Source organism: Ureaplasma sp. ES3154-GEN, from assembly GCF_025780075.1.
Taxonomy (GTDB): domain Bacteria; phylum Bacillota_I; class Bacilli_A; order Mycoplasmatales; family Mycoplasmoidaceae; genus Ureaplasma.
The window spans coordinates 58,258-78,107 of record NZ_JAOXHM010000005.1 but is presented as its reverse complement, the minus strand read 5'-3'; the positions used below and the strand labels follow the sequence as shown (position 1 = coordinate 78,107).

Annotated in this window: 19 protein-coding genes and 1 other RNA gene; 14 read left to right on the top strand and 6 right to left on the bottom strand. The window is 31.0% G+C overall.

Features of this window, described 5'->3' with window-relative positions:
- Position 1 precedes the first annotated feature (1 nt).
- From OF377_RS02640 to OF377_RS02620, 5 genes are all read right to left on the bottom strand, one after another.
- On the bottom strand, positions 2–664 hold the full coding sequence (locus tag OF377_RS02640) for a GntR family transcriptional regulator (protein WP_263836337.1): 663 nt from the start codon (positions 662–664) through the stop codon (positions 2–4).
- Positions 665–755: 91 nt separating this feature from the next.
- Entirely contained in the window at positions 756–1,406 is a 651-nt protein-coding gene (locus OF377_RS02635) for an MPN555 family protein chaperone (RefSeq protein WP_263836336.1), read from the bottom strand.
- A gap of 131 nt (positions 1,407–1,537) precedes the next feature.
- Positions 1,538–3,541, bottom strand: coding sequence for an excinuclease ABC subunit UvrB (gene uvrB, locus OF377_RS02630; protein WP_263836335.1), 2,004 nt, complete (start codon positions 3,539–3,541; stop codon positions 1,538–1,540).
- Positions 3,534–5,936 (bottom strand): preprotein translocase subunit SecA, encoded by a 2,403-nt coding sequence (gene secA, locus OF377_RS02625; RefSeq protein ID WP_318032050.1) that lies wholly within the window; start codon positions 5,934–5,936, stop codon positions 3,534–3,536. The genes uvrB and secA overlap by 8 nt, the downstream gene beginning before the upstream one ends.
- 16 nt (positions 5,937–5,952) lie before the next feature.
- The gene (locus OF377_RS02620) at positions 5,953–6,855 is read right to left on the bottom strand and encodes an ABC transporter ATP-binding protein (protein ID WP_263836334.1); all 903 of its coding nucleotides are present in this window, start codon (positions 6,853–6,855) and stop codon (positions 5,953–5,955) included.
- Positions 6,856–6,990: 135 nt separating this feature from the next.
- Between OF377_RS02620 and tyrS the strand changes: the two genes are divergently transcribed.
- From tyrS to rpiB, 4 genes are all read left to right on the top strand, one after another.
- Complete coding sequence (gene tyrS, locus OF377_RS02615; RefSeq protein WP_263836333.1) at positions 6,991–8,238, top strand: tyrosine--tRNA ligase; 1,248 nt, start codon at positions 6,991–6,993, stop codon at positions 8,236–8,238.
- A 14-nt stretch (positions 8,239–8,252) separates the two neighbouring features.
- An RNA gene (gene ffs, locus OF377_RS02610) (signal recognition particle sRNA small type) lies at positions 8,253–8,346 on the top strand.
- A gap of 98 nt (positions 8,347–8,444) precedes the next feature.
- On the top strand, positions 8,445–9,068 hold the full coding sequence (gene upp, locus OF377_RS02605; RefSeq protein WP_318032049.1) for a uracil phosphoribosyltransferase: 624 nt from the start codon (positions 8,445–8,447) through the stop codon (positions 9,066–9,068).
- 2 nt (positions 9,069–9,070) lie between these two features.
- Positions 9,071–9,529 (top strand): ribose 5-phosphate isomerase B, encoded by a 459-nt coding sequence (rpiB, locus tag OF377_RS02600; protein ID WP_263836332.1) that lies wholly within the window; start codon positions 9,071–9,073, stop codon positions 9,527–9,529.
- Between the two features lie 61 nt (positions 9,530–9,590).
- Here the strand turns inward: rpiB and rpmB are convergent, their stop codons facing one another.
- The gene (gene rpmB, locus OF377_RS02595; protein WP_263836331.1) at positions 9,591–9,788 is read right to left on the bottom strand and encodes a 50S ribosomal protein L28; all 198 of its coding nucleotides are present in this window, start codon (positions 9,786–9,788) and stop codon (positions 9,591–9,593) included.
- Positions 9,789–10,067: 279 nt separating this feature from the next.
- Here rpmB and OF377_RS02590 point away from each other — a divergent pair, with 279 nt between their 5' ends.
- The 10 genes from OF377_RS02590 (at position 10,068) to OF377_RS02545 (ending at position 19,843) form a co-directional block, all read left to right on the top strand.
- On the top strand, positions 10,068–11,717 hold the full coding sequence (locus OF377_RS02590; protein ID WP_443080797.1) for a DAK2 domain-containing protein: 1,650 nt from the start codon (positions 10,068–10,070) through the stop codon (positions 11,715–11,717).
- A 14-nt stretch (positions 11,718–11,731) separates the two neighbouring features.
- Positions 11,732–12,739: a phosphate acyltransferase PlsX gene (gene plsX, locus OF377_RS02585; protein ID WP_263836329.1), complete on the top strand. Its 1,008-nt coding sequence runs from the start codon at positions 11,732–11,734 to the stop codon at positions 12,737–12,739.
- Positions 12,720–13,433, top strand: a complete 714-nt coding sequence (gene rnc, locus OF377_RS02580) for a ribonuclease III (RefSeq protein WP_263836328.1) — start codon at positions 12,720–12,722, stop codon at positions 13,431–13,433. Before plsX ends, rnc begins: the two co-directional genes overlap by 20 nt.
- A gap of 148 nt (positions 13,434–13,581) precedes the next feature.
- Positions 13,582–13,851: a 30S ribosomal protein S15 gene (gene rpsO / locus OF377_RS02575; protein ID WP_263836327.1), complete on the top strand. Its 270-nt coding sequence runs from the start codon at positions 13,582–13,584 to the stop codon at positions 13,849–13,851.
- Between the two features lie 119 nt (positions 13,852–13,970).
- The gene (gene lysS, locus OF377_RS02570) at positions 13,971–15,452 is read left to right on the top strand and encodes a lysine--tRNA ligase (protein ID WP_263836326.1); all 1,482 of its coding nucleotides are present in this window, start codon (positions 13,971–13,973) and stop codon (positions 15,450–15,452) included.
- Positions 15,453–15,462: 10 nt separating this feature from the next.
- A complete protein-coding gene (locus OF377_RS02565; protein ID WP_263836325.1) occupies positions 15,463–16,308 on the top strand; it encodes an alpha/beta fold hydrolase in 846 nt (281 codons plus the stop codon).
- Entirely contained in the window at positions 16,308–16,976 is a 669-nt protein-coding gene (gene tmk, locus OF377_RS02560) for a dTMP kinase (RefSeq protein ID WP_263836324.1), read from the top strand. The genes OF377_RS02565 and tmk overlap by 1 nt, the downstream gene beginning before the upstream one ends.
- A gap of 9 nt (positions 16,977–16,985) precedes the next feature.
- Positions 16,986–17,714, top strand: coding sequence for a DNA polymerase III subunit (locus OF377_RS02555; RefSeq protein WP_263836323.1), 729 nt, complete (start codon positions 16,986–16,988; stop codon positions 17,712–17,714).
- A gap of 9 nt (positions 17,715–17,723) precedes the next feature.
- Positions 17,724–19,043, top strand: a complete 1,320-nt coding sequence (gene mnmE / locus OF377_RS02550) for a tRNA uridine-5-carboxymethylaminomethyl(34) synthesis GTPase MnmE (RefSeq protein ID WP_263836322.1) — start codon at positions 17,724–17,726, stop codon at positions 19,041–19,043.
- Between the two features lie 2 nt (positions 19,044–19,045).
- The gene (locus OF377_RS02545) at positions 19,046–19,843 is read left to right on the top strand and encodes a TatD family hydrolase (protein WP_263836321.1); all 798 of its coding nucleotides are present in this window, start codon (positions 19,046–19,048) and stop codon (positions 19,841–19,843) included.
- The last annotated feature ends 7 nt before the right edge of the window (positions 19,844–19,850 follow it).

Here is a 19,850-nt window from a genome sequence, read left to right as displayed (position 1 = left end):
ATTAAGATGTAGTACTCTTGTGAGCATTATAGAGAAATTTGTTTTTCTTGATTTTAGTAAGTGACAATAATTCAACTTCATCATTACTATTAAAATATTTATTAACCAAAACTAAATAATTTTTTAAACCATCATTTAACTTCTCCTTTAAAGAAAGAAAAGGGTTGATTATTTGATCAGCAATGACGGTTTGAATGTTAAAAAAATCATTAATTCCGGAATGAATAAGTGCTTTAGAAATGTTAATATTTTCTGGTTTAATTAACAAATCTAATGTCTTTTTTGATCATAAATAATGAATTGCAAGAATATTGCTCCGCTGATAGAAAATGATTTGGTAACAATAATTAAAACAGTGATTATCAATTTGAATACTCGCATCATCAATGATATTAATTTTGATGTGATCAATATCTTTGTAAATATAAGCTAATGGAGAATGCAAATAAGCATCCAAGGTCATATCTACATAATAACCACTTCCTTTAATCGATTTTAGGATGTTGTTACTTTTCAGTTTTTCTAGTGCATTATGAATAGTAATGCGGGAGGCGGATAAATAATGAGCGAGGTTATGTTCGCTAGGAATAGATGTGTTTAAAGGGTAATCGTTATTAGCAATTTTAAATAAAATATAGCGTAAAATATATGATTTACTAGTCACAAAACCTCCTTATATGATTAGTATAAATTAAAATATATAACAAAACGCAAAAGTGACATCAATGCTTTGCACTGATGTCACTTGTGATTAATTATTTAGAATCCTTTGCTTCACCATTTTTGATTGCTTCAATTTGTTGATCTAGTTCCATTTTGTCTGCTAATGAGTCACGCAGTCGTTTTTCGTATTTACTTGTATCAATTGTGAATCGACCGATGATTTCTGCAATTGTTTTTTCTTCTAATAAAGTTTCACGTGCCGCCTCGTATTGTGCTTGGTTTGATTTAAAATTACGAATTGATTGGTTCGATTGTTCGTAATAATTTTCAAGAATTTTGTTTAATTCTTTATCATCTACTTTGATTCCTAAACTAGTTTGTAAGTCTTTGAAAATCAGTCCACGATAAATGATTTTCTTTAAAATTTCTTCTAGTTTTGTTTTATCGATTTCATCACCATAAACATGCTTAATTTTGGGACCTAATAAATCGATATCCTCACTGCTGAACTCTACATCATAAAAATTTACTAAGTAATCCATAGCAGCGTTGAATGCGTTTTCCCGAACAACGATATTATGAATTTGTTGAGCTTTTTTCTCTTCTGATTCTTTGGCAAAAACTTGGTTTACCCTTTCCTTGTGCATTTCAAGCATTTTTGGATCAACACGTAGTTCTTCGATTTCAATTGTATGCTTTCATTCAATTGGTTGTTTGTTTTTAATAACTGATTTAAATTCCATATTTGTATCATCCTTTACTTTGTTATTCGTCAAGTTCACAATTTTAATTATAAACTATTAAAAGTTATCCCTAGCATAATCTTTAATGATTGCCATATTATAAATAAGAATTGAAAATATATAATCTATCACTAATTTGCTTCATTTAATTTGTAATTTGCTTGAATTTCAAAAATTAAATCACGTAAATAAGCAGCAAGTTCATACTCTTGGTTGTTTGCTGCTTCTTGCATTTGTTTTTTTAGATCTTTAATTTGTTTTCTAACATCCTTATCATTTTTGTTTTTTGTATCAATAGTATATTTTTTGTATTCATTTTTTTCGGTTAAATCAAAAGGAATTGGTTTAATAATTGTTTGGGGAGTAATGTTATGAATTTCATTGTATTTTATCTGAATGTCGCGACGCCGATTAGTTTCATCAATTGCTGTTTGCATAGCATTTGTCATGGTATCGGCATACATAATGACTTTTCCGTTTGCATTTCGTGCTGCACGTCCAATAATTTGGATTAAAGATTTATCACTTCGGAAAAATCCTGGCTTATCTGCATCGAAAATAAAAACTGTAGAGACTTCAGGGGCATCAATTCCTTCTCGCAATAGATTAATACCAACAATACAATCAAAAATTCCTGCCCGCATTCGGTTAATAATATACGTACGCTCAAGGGTTTTTAATTCATTATGTAAAAAAGCGGATTTAATATCGGTGTTATTTAAATAACTAGATAGTTCTTCAGCCATTTTAATGGTCATTACATTGATAAAGGCACGTTCATTTTTTGAACGTAAAATATTTAATTCCTTGATTAAATCATCAATTTGATATTGGGTTGGCCGAATTTCGATACTTGGATCAACTAGACCAGTTGGTCGAACAATTTGACTAACAATAACATTGTTAGATAATTCCACCTCTTCATCATTAGGTGTTGCAGAGACATAAATAACATTATCTAATGCAGCGTTAAATTCTTGATAGTTTAATGGTCGATTATCAAGAGCAGATGGTAAACGGAAACCATAATCAACTAATGTTTGTTTACGAGAACGGTCGGTATTGTGCATCCCTTTTATTTGGGGTAGTGTATTGTGTGATTCATCAATAATCATTAATCATGGCTCATTTTTAAAACTAAAGAAATCAAAAATTGTTCAGGGCGTTTGTTTTGGTTCGCGATGTTCGAGGTGCCGGTAATAATTTTCAACTCCAGAACAATAGCCGAATTCTAAAATGGCTTCAATATCTTGATTAGTTCGTTGTTCAATTCGTTGTGCTTCAAGGAGTTTATTTTCTTTGTTAAAATAAGTAATTCTTTCGGCAAGTTCTGAACGAATATTTTTAATTGCAATATCAAGTTTAGCTTCATTAAAAATATATTCTGTTGCTGCATAAATATATAGCTCTTGATGAGTACTGATTGTTTTATTAGTTAAAGGTTCAAGAAAATTAATTACTTCAATTCTGTCAATATCTAAAATAATTTGAATTTTGTAATTATCAGTATAACCAAACATTAACTCAATAATTTCGCCTTTGATTTTAAAGGTTCCGGGTAATAAATCATTGGCCGTTCGTTCGTAACCCAATAAGATTAATTTCTTTTTGAAATCACTTAAACTAAGTGTTTGATTTACTTGCAAATAAATATGGTGTTTAATAAATTCTGCTGTGGAAACGGAAGCATAGATACAAGCTACACTGGCGACAACAATGACGTCATCACTTGTTGCAAGAGAATTAATTGTAGATAAACGCATTCGTTCAATTTCTTGGTTGGTAATCGCGTCTTTTTCGATGTAAGTATCTGTATTAGGTTTATAGGCTTCAGGTTGGTAGTAATCAAAGTAGGAAATAAAATATTCAACTTTGTTGTTTGGGAATAACTCTTTTAATTCGGTATAAAGTTGTGCAGCAAGAGTTTTATTGTGTGCAAGCACTAGCGTTTTCATCTGTGTTTGCGCAATCACATTTGCGACACTAAAAGTTTTTCCAGTTCCTGTTGCGCCCAATAACACTTGACGTTTAATATTTTTATGAACAATGTTATTTACCATTGTCTGAATTGCTTGTTGTTGGTCTCCTGCGGGTTGGTGTTTAGAAACTAATTGAAAAATTGGGGAATTAGACATTGTTAATTTGTGATAAATCTAGTGCAAATTGATCTAACATTGTATCATCATTATCAAAAGCGTAATTTCATTTACCAGCACCTTTAACTGTTAATCAAGCAACTTCGTGTTTGAGTTCTTCAAATAATTTATCTGTATCTTGAATATAAATGTTTAATGGAACTTTTTGTTCATAAGCTCGTAAGTTGACACCTTCTCGAACTTTTTGAGTGATATCCAAATGTTTTGTTCATTTGCTATCAATTATGGAAATCATTAAAGTATTTAGATCACGATGGAAAACTTCAGGTGTCATATTTTGCTCTTTTTGATCAAAATATGATACTAAATCATCCTTTAGTTGCTTCTTTATTGCGTTGTAATTCTTTCCAATATAGTTATTTACGTCTAATCGGTGGTTAACAAGGATCTCATCGGCAGTTAATGAAACTAATTTAGCAGGGTCGATGATATCGTTGTTAGGAATATTACGAGCTTGATAAACCAAATCATCAACAATAATATCTAGCATTCGATAAAATAGTGGTTTATTGTTTTTAGACATCAAAATCGCATCTCGTTGCTTATAAATTAATTCGCGTTGATTACTTAGAACACTATCATAGTCAATTAAATTTTTTCGAGTATCATAGTTTAATGATTCTACTCGTTTTTGCGTGTTGTTTAATAAACGAGTAAAGAACTTTGTTGATGTCACATCTTCAGAAAATTCCTCATCTGCCTTGTTTAAAGAATCAGTTGCAAAACGTGAAAACAATGTGTCTTCCATTGAGATGAAAAAACGGGACTCACCCACGTCTCCTTGTCGGCCAGCTCGACCACGTAGTTGGTTGTCAATTCGACGTGAATCAGCACGTTCTGTACCAATAACACATAGCCCTCCTGCTGCTAATGATTCCGGACTAATTTTAATATCCGTTCCTCGCCCGGCCATATTAGTAGCGATGGTTACTGCCTTAAATTCACCAGCACGAGCTACAATTTCTGATTCACGAGCGTGGTTTTTGGCATTCAAGACTTCATGTGGGATGTTAACTTTAGTTAATAATTGGTGCAAAATTTCTGAGTCTTCAACTGATGCTGTACCGATTAAAATCGGCTGTCCTTTTTCGTGACGACGCATCACATCAGCAATTACATATTTTCATTTGGTACGTTTATTATCAAAAATATAATCAGGATGGTCAATTCGCTGAATCGGCTTATTTGTTGGTATACTTACAACAACCATATTGTAGATATTTAAAAACTCTTCTGCTTCAGTAATTGCAGTTCCAGAAACAGCAGCTAGTTTTTTGTACAAACGGAATAATGATTGGTAAGTAATTGTAGCCACAGTTAGATTTTCAGGCTCAATGCTAATATATTCCTTAGCTTGAATAGCTTGCTGTAATCCTGCTGAATAACTCCGTCCATCCATAATCCGACCTGTTGATTGGTCAACTAAAGCAATTATGTCTTCACCATTTTCGTCTTTTTTAACGATATATTCCCGACCATTACTGAAAGTGTAATTTGCGCGTAAAGCATTGTTTACCTTATGAATATTATCTGAGTTTTCAATATTAAAATAATTATCAACTTTAAAATATTCTTCTGCCTTTTTAATTCCATAAACACTTAAGGTAACGGATTGTGATTCAGGATCAACAAGGTAATCATCAGATGTTAATGACTTGACAAATTTATCCGCTTTTACATAGTTTGATACCTCATCCTGCGGCTCTCCTGAAATGATTAACGGAGTTCGCGCTTCATCAATGAGCACAGAATCCCCCTCATCAATAATTGCAAAGTGTAGGCCACGTTGGACTTTGTTATCGTAATTAGTCACCATATTATCGCGTAAGTAATCAAAACCTAACTCTGAGTTAGTTGTATAAGTAATATCACAGTTGTAATTAATACGTTTTTCAAATTCACTCATACTAGCAAGATTAGTACCAACTGACATATTTAAAAAACTAAAAACAGGGGTACAGAAATCTGCACCCACCTTGACAAGATATTCATTAACAGTAATCATATGCACACCCTTTTTATAAAGAGCGTTTAAATAACCAACTAAAACAAGAGTTAGAGTTTTACCTTCTCCTGTCATCATTTCTGCAAAATCTCCGAAATAAACAATAATTGCTCCGATTAGCTGAACTTTATAAGCATATTTTCCGTGGACACGATAAATAACTTCACGAATTAATGCTAATGCTTCAACAAGGCGGTCATCGAGAGGATTATTTTCTTGTAGGTATGCAATGATTTCGTCTGATAAGTTTTTTAAATCTTGATCTGATTTTGCAGCAAAAACTTGTTCTAATTTTAAAACATCATTTGCAATGATATTAGCTTGGTTTAAAATCCGGTTTTTGGGTGAAATTTGAGCAAATATGTTCATTTAATCTTCTCTTTTCTTACGCATCTCATTTTAGTTCTTCGACAGTTTTCGGATTATCATTTCGAATTAATTCGTGAATATGACCATCTTTAACTTTAATAACTAATGTTCCTAGATCTGCGAAAATTGGGTTATGTGTTACGATAATAATTGTAGTTTTAAGTTCCTTGTTAACTTCAACAAAACGATTTAAAATCATTTTTGACATCGTTTCGTCAACTGCCCCGGTTGGTTCATCACCAAAAATAATTGTGGGGTTTTTTGCGAGGACACGAGCGATTGAAACCCGTTGTTGCTGACCACCAGAAAGTTCATTTGGATATTTATTTTGGTAATCCAACATTCCAACGCCTTCGAGCGCTTTTAAAGGATCGATTCGCAATTTTTTATCGCTTTGCAAATCGGCACCCATACGAACATTATCAATAACAGTTAAAAGATTTAATAAACCATATTGTTGGAACACAAAACCAATTTTATCTTTGCGAAACTTTGTTAATTGTGACTCGTTCATATTGATTAATGCTTTGTTACAAACTCGTACATCACCACTTGTTGCTCGATCTAAACCAGACATAATATTCATTAATGTTGTTTTCCCTGATCCACTAGGCCCAAGAATGATGACAAAGTCACCTTGTTTAATGTTGATGTTAATGTCTTTTAAGGCTTCATAAATCACTAATGAGTTTTCAAACGTCTTATTAACATTACGCAATTCAATTACATTTTCATCATCATGCATTGCGATGTCAATACTACCCTTATGCGGTTTGTTTGCTTTTTTGATTTCGGTAATCCGTTTTTTTAAAGCTTTTTTTTCATTTTTATCTAAACTTGAAAAAAGTTGTTTTTTTTGTGCACGTTTAGATAATTGTTTTGTTTTCTCTTTGAGTTTAATTGGTGTTTGTTCACTCATAACGACATCTCCGTATATCATATTGTTGTATAATACTAATATTAAATTATATTATATTATAATGTAGGGTTTTACTTTCATAGTCTTTGGAAGTAAAATCTCTTGTTACATAAATGAAGAAAACTAGGTTATATAATGTCAAATATTATTACTGATTTACAAGCACGTGGTTTAATTAATAACATTACTAACGAAGAAAAAATAATAAAAGCAATAAGTATTAATAAAGGGGTTTATGTTGGTTTTGACCCTTCGTTTGATTCGTTGCATTTAGGTAATTACATTATGATTATGTTATTGCGTCGTTTCCATCAAGCAGGTTTTCCAACGGTTGCAGTTATTGGTGGAGCAACTGGGATGATTGGTGATCCGAGCGGAAAAAATAAAGAACGGAATTTATTAGACAAGGAGACATTAATTAAAAATATAGCAGCAATTACAAGTCAATTAGAAACATATGCAAAAAGTAAGGTAATTAACAATTTTGACTTTTATGCGCAAATGAATTTTTTAGATTTTTTACGAGATGTTGGGAAAATTATTAACATAAACTATTTACTTGAAAAAGACATTATCGCATCACGTTTGAGTACTGGTTTATCATATACTGAATTTTCTTACAACCTTTTGCAGGGTTATGATTTCTGACAATTATACCAAAACCATAATGTTGCGATCCAAGCTGGCGGTTCTGACCAGTGAGGAAATATTACGACAGGAATTGAAATGATTCGTAAAATTTTTGGCGATGACAATTTAGCCTGTGGTTTAACAATTAATTTACTAGTTAATAAAGATGGTAAAAAATTTGGTAAATCAGAAAAAGGTGCAATTTTCTTGTCAGAAAAGTATACATCTGTTTATGAAATGTATCAATTTTTATTTAACCAAGCTGATGAAGATGTCGCAAAGTTATTAAAATCATTAACGCTGTTATCCATTAATGAAATTGATGCTATTATGCAACAACACGACACGCAAAAACACTTACGTTTTGCTCAAAAGAAATTAGCGGAAACAGTTGTTCGTGACATTCATGGAAGCGAGAAACTTGAACAAGCAATTAAAATTACAAATGCTTTATTCAATAGTAAGATTACTACTTTAACTTTGGCAGAGTTGGAAATGGGTGTCAAAAACCTAGATACTACTTATATTTCCAAATCTAATTTAAGTTTAGTTGATGTTTTAATTAGCGCAAACATCGCTAGTAGCAAACGCGTTGCGCGTGAATTAATTAATAACCAATCAATTACAATTAACGATGTAAAAATTATTGATGAAAACCATATTTTCGATATTAGTTCGTATTTATATAATAAATACCTACTAATCAGAAAAGGAAAAAAACACTACTTCCTAGTTATTTACAAAAACAACTAATTTAGTTTATAATATATAGGTTATCACAATATTAAGTGGCGTATCTTGTCAGGGGAGAGATCCAGCAGCAATAGCATAATCTTTTTATGTGTGGTAACACTTTAAAAACCAAAGTTAGCAGATTAATGCTAACTTTTTTTAATCTCTTTCTCGGTTTAAAATACTTTGAATTATAATAATAAGAAACAGAAAAAGAGGATTATATTGTGTACAAAATCATTGACCACCCTTTAATCAAAGATAAACTAACAAGAATGCGCAAAAAGGAAACTGTATCAACAGTTTTTCGAACAAATCTTGAAGAATTAACGCAATTAATGGTTTATGAAGCGACGAAAGATTTAACTTTAAATAATATTTTAATCGACACACCTGTTGTGGATGGCGCCACAGGGTTTAAATTAAAAAACAAAATTTGTTTAGTGCCAATTTTACGGGCTGGGATCGGAATGGTAGATGGTGTTAAGAATTTAATTCCAACTGCAACGATAGGTCATATTGGACTATATCGTAATGAAGAAACATTGAAACCGGTTGAATATTTTAAAAAATTCCCTCATAACATTAGTGAATCAGATGTGATCATTCTTGATCCAATGTTAGCAACCGGCGGTTCAGTCATTGCAGCAGTTAATATTATTAAAAAATACAATCCAAAATCAATTAAGTTCATTTGTATTGTTGCATCTCCAGAAGGTTTAAAAAACGTTCAGGCAAGTCATCCTGATGTTGATGTTTATGCGGGTGCATTAGATGAAAAATTAAATGAAAACGGATACATTACACCTGGTCTTGGTGATGCAGGTGATCGAATTTTTGGGACGAAATAACTATGTCAAAAAAACGTATTTATTTTGGAAATGATCACGCTGTTTACGAAGTGAAAGATGAAATTATTAATTATCTTAATTCATTGGGCTACGAAGTTGTTGATTTAGGTGCAAAAACTGAAGATGGTCGAGTAGATTATTCAAAATATGCAATTGAGGTTGGAGAAGCTGTAGCCCAAGATGAACAAGGGGAAGGTATTTTATTATGTGGTACAGGAATTGGGATGAGTATCGCTGCCAATAAAGTTCCTGGGGTAAGAGCCGCTGTTGCTTATAATGATAGTTCTGCGACTCTTGCAAAAGAACACAACAAAGCAAATATCATTGCATTGGGTGTTCGTGAACATTCAGTTGATGAAATTAAAAAAATGTTAAAAAGTTATCTTGAAGCTTCGTTCGCTGGCGGACGTCATATTAATAGAATAGCAATTATTGACGATTACGAACAAAACAAAAAATAAAAAAACAAAAACCTTGGATTTATCCAAGGTTTTTTATTTATAAAAATGAATTTTTGATCAATTACGCTAACATATTGTGTTTACGCAAAGTTTTCATAGTCTTTGCCGAAACTTTAACTCTTTGAGTACCACCATTATCAGTTTTAATGGTTACATATTGTAAGTTAAGATTTCAACGACGACGTGAGTGGTTCATTGCATGTGATCTAGTGTTTCCAGACATTGCTTTTTTATTTGTTAACTGGTCTCTTCGTGCCATATTGATCTCCTTTATTAAAAATTATTTGCATCATACGGATGTGCAAAATACTTTATTAATTATACTAAAAATCTATAATTTTTGGTAATAAATCGAATTTTATTCTTAATAATTTAAAATCTAGTGTAGTTTTTATATCTTAAAACTTATAATATATAAATGTTTATTATAATTCCTAAGTTCTGAATTTATGAGGAAAATAATGTTTTTTTAGGAATAATAGAAAAAGATTTGAGAATGATTTTAATGAAAAAAATATCAATTAATTTGTTCCGAAAAATGATATTTGCAGGAACAAAGGCACTAGCACAAGAATATGTTTATATTAACGAATTAAACGTTTTCCCTGTTCCAGATGGCGATACAGGTTCCAACATGAAAACAACTACTAGTGGAGCATTAGAATATGTGCAAGATGAAAGTTTAAATTTTGCCGAATTTGCAAACGCTTATGCAAAAGGCTTGTTGATGAACGCCCGAGGGAATTCGGGTGTGATTTTTTCTCAAATTTTTCGTGGTTTTTTAGATGCTTTAAAGGTCGATAATATTGAAATAGAAATAACTACATTACAAAAAGGTTTAGAATTAGCTGCTAAAAAAGCGTACGACTCTGTTAGCAACCCCATTGAAGGAACGATGTTAACAGTCATTCGAATTTTAGCGGAAGAAATGAACAAAACACAATATGACGATGTTATCTTCTTTTTTGATGAAATTGTTCGTATTTCATCCGATATCGTTACTCAAACAACTGAAATGTTAGAGTCTTTAAAAGAAGCAAATGTTGTTGATTCTGGGGCCTATGGTTTATTGACTTTTTTAAAAGGAATGTTATCAATTTTAGATGAAAAAGCGCTGGCAGAAACGAATGATAAGTGAGATAACTATAAAAAAACAAACACAAAAAAAGTGGAAACCGCTGTTCAACATACTAATGATGAATCATTTGGCTATTGTAGCGAAATTGTGATGACATTAAATCATAAAATTATTCCCGATGCCCCCAATAAACGTAATTTTAATTTGCCAAACTACCGTAATGAATTAGAACAAATTGGTGACAGTTTAGTTTTAGTACAGGATGATAACTATGTTAAAGTTCATATTCATACGTTAACACCCCATAAGTTATTACAAATTTCTCAAAAATACGGGGAATTTGACAAAATTAAAATCGAGAATATGACAAATCAATTTTATGAAACCTTAAAACAAAAAGGAATCCCGTTAGAAAAGAAAAATAGTACAGAGTTTGAACACAACCAACAAATTATTGTGAGTGTTCCGTCGCCAAAATTTAAATCACTATTTGTAACGGACTTCGGACTTGAACATATCATTGTAACTGAAACTAATAACATCCCTTCAATTCAAGATTATGTTGATTTAATTATTAAATCAAATTCCAAAAATGTATTTATCATTACTGATGATTCAAATTACATAATGGCAGCTGATCAAGCGGGTAAAATTGTTGCTGAACAAAATATTAATTGTTTTATTATTCCTGCGCGTAACGTTTTTGAAGCATTAGTTGCTGTTTCGTTCTTTGACGAGCGCAACCCTGCTACTAAAAATGCAAAAGATATGATTAAAGGTTTCAAAAAAGTGCACTCTGCAAAAATTTCACGCTCAATTAAAAATGTGACACTAGAAAATTTGCAAGTTAAGAAAAACGATTTCATTGGAATTATTAACAAAAAAATTATTAGTGCGAGTAATGATTCATACAAAAATATTGTTCAAACGATTAATATTCTTATTGATCGTTGTAAGCACCCTGAAATTTGTTATGTTTATGCTGGCGTTAACGCTCAACAAGAAGATATTGATCGACTTCAAGATTATTTGACTCAGCAACATAATATGTTATGTGAAGTGATCGAAACAGATCAAAAAATGTATGATTATTATATAGGAATTCAGTAAAAATTAAGGATATTATGTATAAGATTCTTTTTGATGTTATGGGCTATGAAAACCCACTGTCACATGCAATTGAAGCGGCTCGTTTATTTGTTAAGAAACATCGAGATGTAAGTATTACATTGGTAGGTGATGCAAATTTAATCAAACCACTTCTAAATAGTGAAAATGAATTTATGATTATTGATACCCCTGAATATATTAGTCAAGATGATAGTGTTTTTAGTATTCGACATAAACGAAATTCATCCTTAGCATTAGCTTTTAATGAATTGAAAACTAACAATGAATATCAAGGATTGCTTTCCGCTGCAAATTCAGCAGTTTTTGTCTATTATGCATATACGATTATTGGTTTATTAGATAATGTTAAAAAACCTGCTTTTATGCCATTCATACCAACTTTAAACGGTATTGGTTTAAACATGTTAGATGTTGGTGCGGCGATAGATGTGGATGAATATGATTTGATGAATTTTGCAATTATGGCTAATGTTATCGCCAAAAAAAGGGTCACAAACCCAGTTATTAAAACCTTAAACATCGCTAGTGAGGATGTTAAAGGGAATGATCTAACAAAAAAAACCAATTCTTTAATGAAAAACCATATGCAGGAATTGGGTTTAAATTACCAGGGTTTTATTGAACCTAAAAATATTTTAGAATACCCAGCTGATATTATTATCACAGATGGTTTTAGTGGTAATTTGGTTTTAAAAACAATTGAAGGAACGGCAAAAAGTATTAGTGGTTATTTAAAAAAAGAATATAAAAAGAAACGTTTTTTCCTAGCTGCTTTGTTTTCGTTACCGATTTTTAAAAAAATGAAACAGAAGTTTGATTACCGACATAATGCAGGTGCATTTGTTTTAGGTGCAAAAAGCATTTTAGTTAAAACACATGGATCAGCTGATCGAGAACAATTTGGTTCTTCGCTTGCAATGTTATATGACAACATTAAAAATAATGCCCTTGATGAAATTAACAACCAATTAAAACTTTTTTATGACAAGCAACAAAAATAATTCTTTAAAAATTTTACAATTTCTAAAACGTTTAAAAATAGAACCAAAAACGTTAAGCATTTACTTAGAAGCATTAACCCACAAATCTTATGCTAACGAACAACAATTACAACATGACTATCAACGATTAGAGTTTTTGGGTGATGCTTGTATTCAGTGAGTTGTCACTAATTTTGTTTTTAGTTATGTAAATAAAGACACTAACAAAAAACTTAACGAAGGAGAGATGACACGTCTGCGTTCAAAACTTGTTCGGCGTGAAACGCTAGCGAAAGCGGCTCAAAATTTAGGTTTAGACCGACTTATTATGGTCGGAAACGGTAGTGAATTCAAAAGTACAGCCAATATGGATAAGATTTATGAAGATGTTTTTGAAGCATTTATTGGAGCAGTTGCTCAAGATCAAGGAATTAAAAAAGTTAGTCGAATTATTGACCAAACATTGATTTCTTATTTTTTAACAGGAAATGTAAATTTACAAAAAGATTATAAGACCATTTTCCAAGAAGCAGTACAAAAAAACTCCATGGCTTCCATCCAGTACCGGTTAATTAGCACCGATGAACCAGTAAAAGAGGTACATTTATTATGAGATGGACTTGTATACGGAATTGGTAAAGGTCAAAACCGTAAAGAAGCAGAACAAAAAGCAGCAGCAGACGCTTTTAGTAAGTTTAAAAATAGTAATCATTAATCATAAGTTTAGGATTGTTTATTTACAAACCACTAATTTTAACATATAATATATAGTATGTATTTTTGCCTTTACTTTGTTAAATTCTCTCCAAATTTAACATTGTAAAAGGTTTATTTTTTTATGATTTGAAGGAGAAATTATTAACATGGCAGTTAGTAAAAAAACAAAAAAAGAATTAGCAATTAAATTTGGTGGTTCTGAAACGAATACGGGAAAAACAGAAGTTCAAATTGCTATTTTAACAGCTGAAATCGCTTCACTAACAACACATATGGTCGCAAACAAGAAAGATAAGATTTCAAAACGTGGACTATATATGAAAGTTGCACAACGTAAACGTTTATTAGCCTATTTACAACGTAAAGACATTACAGCTTACCGTAATTTATTAAAAGATTTAAACTTACGGGGATAATCCACTTAATACATTCTCAAAACCATTGAGGATGTATTTTTTATATAATAATTATATTGAGCACCCAGTATCACTGATGCTTTTTATTTCGCTCATAATCAACAAAGAAGGTATATTTTATGGAAAGAAAATTAAGTGATCAAGAAATTAATCGGCGTAATAAATTGAATGCGTTACAGACTAATAACCAAGATCCCTTTATAATTACTAAAGTTGCACGTACGCATAATTCACAAACGTTTATGCAAAAGTTTGATCAATATAGCAAAGAAGAGTTACATGATTTAGAATTAACAGAAGTTGTTCTTGCTGGTCGATTAATGAATGTCCGACGAACATTCGGAATTGTGGCTGATTTTGACGGTAAGTTTCAAATATATGTGAATAAAAAACAAGTTAGTGCTGAAGTTTTTGCATTATTCAACGATCTTGATAACGGTGATTTTATTGAGGTTCATGGAACACCAATGAAGACTAATACTCAAGAATTAACATTAAATGTGACAAACATTATTTTAATTAGTAAATGTTTAAATGTTTTACCAGAAAAATACCACGGTTTAGTGGATGAAGAAATCAAAGCACGTCATCGTTATTTAGATTTGATTATGAATGATAATTCCAAGCAAACATTTATTCTTCGTTCAAAAATTATTCGAGCAATCCGTAATTTTTTAGATCAAGACAACTACTTTGAAGTCGAGACTCCTGTACTAAATGATATTTTGGGAGGAGCTGCTGCAAAACCTTTTGTTACGTTCCACAACACGCTAGCGAAAAATTATTATTTACGAATTGCTACTGAAATTGCTTTAAAGAAATGCATTATTGGTGGTTTTGAAAAAGTTTATGAAATTGGACGTATTTTCCGTAATGAAGGAATGGATAGTACGCACAATCCTGAATTCACTTCACTCGAGTTGTATGCCGCATACGAAGATTTAAATTATATTATGGATTTAACTGAAAACTTGTTTAAACATCTTGTTCAAGTTTTAAAAATCAAAAACATTACATTCCGTGGTTTTGATATTGATTTAAATCAACCGTTTGCAAAAAAACACATGGTTGATTTAATTAATGAACATGTAGGTGTTAATTTTTATGATATTGAAACAGATGAGCAGGCATTGGCGTTAGCTGATAAATATGAAGTAAAATATGAAAAACACCAGCAAACTTATGGTCATATTGTTAATTTATTTTTTGAAAAATTTGTTGAAGAAAAATTAATTCAACCAACATTTGTTTATGGTCATCCTCTTGATGTTTCTCCTCTAACAAAGAAAAACAAAAATGATCCACGTTTTACTGAACGTTTTGAATTATTTATTGGTCAAAAAGAATTTGCAAATGCGTATGCAGAGTTAAATGACCCGCTTGACCAACGTTCTCGTTTTATGAAACAAATTGCTGAGAAAGATCTTGGTAATGATGAAGCGAATGAATTGGATGAAGAATTTTTATATGCTCTTGAATATGGAATGCCACCAACAGGCGGACTAGGGATCGGAATCGATCGGTTGGTGATGTTGCTAACATCAAATGATACAATTCGTAATGTTCTTTTATTCCCACATATGAAAGACAAAGCCAACTAGGAGTTAGAATATGGAATTAATTAAAACCAATACTCTGAACTATTTTTATCGTTCCGCAAACAATCATGAACCAGCCAAAGGGAATGTTTTATTTATACATGGTTATCATGCCAGCCCTCACTATTTTTTCTTAGTTGATAAATATTTTAAGGATTACAACTGCTATTATTTAGGTTTACCAGGCCATGGTTTAACTTCATCGACTATATTGTCTAAAATTTCAATTGTTGAAATGGCTAAAATTATTACCGAATTTGTTGAACAAGAAAACCTTAATGATTTTTACCTAATTGGCCATTCGTTAGGTGGAGCAATTGGTTGTCTAGTGAATAGTATGATTCCTCAAAAAATTAAGAAATTAGTGTTAATGAATAGTTATTATGAAGGTTTTAATAAGTACTTATTTAACTTAATTTATTTGTTTCCGCAATTTTTAAAGAAGCATCCGGCCAAAATTATCGAATTATTGTATTATGATTTCCGCAATAATTCTGATATTAATCCGGAAACGCGATTCGAAAAACAAAGTCGTTTATTTCATGAAAAACCCAGTTTTTTTAAGAACCTAATGTTAAATACGGGTTTTAACATAAAAACAAAACACACATTAAAAAAAGCACAAAGAAACCTAAACAACACCCCTACATTGTTAATTTATGGCGTTGCAGACAAGATTATTGATGCTCAAGGAAGTTATCGTCAATTTAACAAAGCGAAAAATAAGATTTACCAATTTCATTTTCGCGAAAGCGGACATCTCCCTCAAGTGGAACAACCATCCGCTTTTGCTAAAAAAGTTTTATGTTTCTTTGAGCACAATCATTTTGACGAAGAACATATCGAGTGTGATAATTAATGCAGCCAAAACTTTTTTCCAAACCATTATTCATTGTTTTTGAAGGGATTGATGGTGCTGGTAAATCAACTATTTTAAACAAACTTGCCGCAGAATTTAGTAAAAAACAATGATCATCACATTTTATTTTTACCCGTGAACCGGGAGGATTTAATAATTTAAATAGTGAAATCATTCGCAAGTTTACTTTACAAAACTTATCACTTTTTAATAATTTAACATTAGCTTATTTTTATGCTGCTAGTCGCAATGAACACATTTTACAAACTATTAAACCAGCTCTTTTAAGAAACAAAATCGTAATGTGTGATCGTTATGTACATTCTTCATTGGTTTACCAAAGCAACGAAGAAGTTAGCATGCAAACGGTATATGAAGTTAATAATTTAACTATTCGGGATCTTCCAATTGATTATATTTTTTATTTTGATGTATCTGTTCAAACGGCAATGCAACGCGTTAATGCCGATCTTTCTAAAAGTAGAGAATTAAACTATTATGATCAGCAGAAAATTGATTTTTATGAATCATTAATTCAAAAATATGAAAAAGCCTTTCAAGAATATTATCAACCACGTTATGAACGCATTGTTATTGATGCAAATCAATCACTAGACACAGTCTATCAAACAACATACCAACATTTACTTCGTATATTACAAAACTAGGAATTTTTTATGCACCACGCTTCTTTAATTGTAATCCAACAAAATACCGACTATCTCAATTACATAAAACAGATGATCTTTGATCTTTGGACTACTAGTCAGGTCAAAGATTTTGCTTTTTATCAGGACAAATTAAAAAACAATAATTATGCTGACTTTATTGTTTACGATGGTATTAGTATGAAGAAGCAGGATAGTCTAGAACTACAAAATCGTTATCTAAATGAAGGATTAGAAGCGATTGGACATAAGTTTTATGTGATCACAAATATTCATAAAACTTCAACACTTGTTTTAAATTCCCTATTAAAATTCATTGAACAACCGCCCGAAAATACCTTTTGTTTTTTAGTTACTAATCAGCTATGATCAGTACTGCCAACTATTCGTAGCCGTTGCCAAATTCACTTTTTGCATTCGCAAAAATATGATAAAACTAATGAACAAGAACTTGCGGTTTTTAATGATTATGAACTTTATTTAAAATTTAAAAATAATAATTATTTAGATATGTTTGCTGAGTGATTTACAGAAATCAAAGATTCGACTAATTTTGGTTTTTTTAAGGAAGAGTTTAAAAAACAAACGCACGAAGTTTTATTTTATTTTTTGAAATACTTATTTGTTTTCGGGGAAGAAAGACACCGAGCAGACATATATGAATGATTGACTTTATTTAAAAATTTAAACTTTAATAAAACCAGTTTATTAATTTTAATTAGCCATTTATTTTATTAAGGAGTTTTTATGTTTTCAACAATTGTTGCTCTTGCAACAGCAAACTTAAATGCAGCAATTCATGTGATTCGCATATCAGGACCAAAAGCATTCTTAATCATCAACAATGTTTTAAATAAACCAGTTCCCGATGTTAGTCACCGAATTTTCTACCGTTTTATTGTGGATAATAATCGCACATATGACGAAGTGCTGATTAATACTTTTAAAGCGCCAAACACTTTTACAGGCGAAGATGTTATCGAAATTAATTGTCATGGGGGAGTAGTTGTTGCAAACCTAATCATTGAATTACTAATCAAATATGGTTGTGAATACGCACAAAGAGGTGAATTCTCGCGTCGTGCATTAATGAATAATAAAATGGATTTAACTAAGGTTGAAGCTATTAATAATTTAGTAAATGCAAAAAATGAGTTAGTTGTAAACGCTAGTATGAATGCGTTACGAGGTTATGTTAGTGACGATATCAAAAATATTCGTAATCAATTGTTTTTATTAATTGGTCAAATGCAAGTTAATATTGATTATCCTGAATATGATGATGTGCCCGAAATCTCAAATTCTGATTTGATTAAATCCTTGCAAGATATTAATCAACAAATTGATATATTATTAACTCGTTCGCAACGTTATATGCCAATTAATGAAGGGATTAAAGTTTTAATTATTGGTCAACCAAATGTTGGAAAGTCAACATTATTGAATGCTTTAGCAAATGAAGAAAAAGCTATTGTTTCAAATATTCCGGGAACAACACGGGATGTCATTGAAACTTTTATTAACATCGATGGGTTTAGTTTAAAAATATATGACACAGCAGGAATACATGAAACTAATGATGTGATCGAAGGGATGGGAATCAAAAAAGCGATTAACTTAATTGACCAAGTCGATTTAATTCTCTATTTAATCGATAACGAAAATCTTGATTCTTTAATTTATGACCAGATTAAAGATCATAAGCATTTAGTTGTACATACCAAAAAAGATTTAGTATCATCATTTAACAAAGATTATATTTACATTAATGCTAAAGCCAACGAAATCGATCCTCTAATTAAAACAATTAAAGAACAATTTAAAATTAATGAATTTACGGATATTAATTTAAATGTTCTTGCTTCTCACCGGCAAATTGGATTGTTAAAACAAGTGTATGAAATTATTAATCGAGTACTTTTTAATTTAATCCAAAATAATGCAACAATCGATTTAATCATTGCTGATCTAGAAGTTTGTAATTTAAAACTCTTAGAGTTATTAGGTGATAGCAAGGAATACGATTTTTTAGATGAATTGTTTGCGAATTTTTGTTTAGGAAAATAAATATGAAAAATTGAAAACAAATTAAAATTATTGATACTCATACACACACGAATATGTCCCCATTAGAAGAGGATTTTCACACTATTGCTCAACAAGCATTAGCGAAGGGTGTCGGTTTTAATATTGTATCCTGTGATCGTAAGATGTGTGATTTAGCAATTTTCCAAGCACGGCAATATGACCATATTGTTGCATCGGTTGGCTATCATCCGACCGATTTAAAGGATTTAAAAGATGAAGATTTAGATTATCTTGAGCAATTAATTATTAACCATAATGACCAAATTGTGTGTGTTGGGGAAGTTGGTCTAGACTATTATCATGAACTAGAATATAGTCGAGAATATCAAAAAGAATGATTTATTAAACAAATTAAACTAGCTTTAAAATATAATTTAACACTAAATTTGCATATTCGTTATGCGCATGATGATGCGATTCAAATCCTACAAAAATATCAAGTTAAAAAAGTAATTATTCACTGTTTTACTGATGCTTACCGATTCATTCCTATTTATAACCAACTAGGTTATTACGTTTCTTTTCCGGGTGTAATTACTTTTAAAGCAACGCCAAAAAATAATATTCTAGAATTGTACGAATGCGTTAGAGCTGTTGATTTAGACCGTATTCTTGTGGAGACAGATGCCCCGTTTTTAACTCCTACACCCTATCGTGGAAAAACAAATTATCCTTATTATGTCATTGAAACTGCTAAGAAAATTGCAGAGATTAGAAATGTTTCAGAAGAGGAAATGTTTGCGATTCTTAAGAAAAATGCACTGAGAAGTTTTGTGTAAGCACACA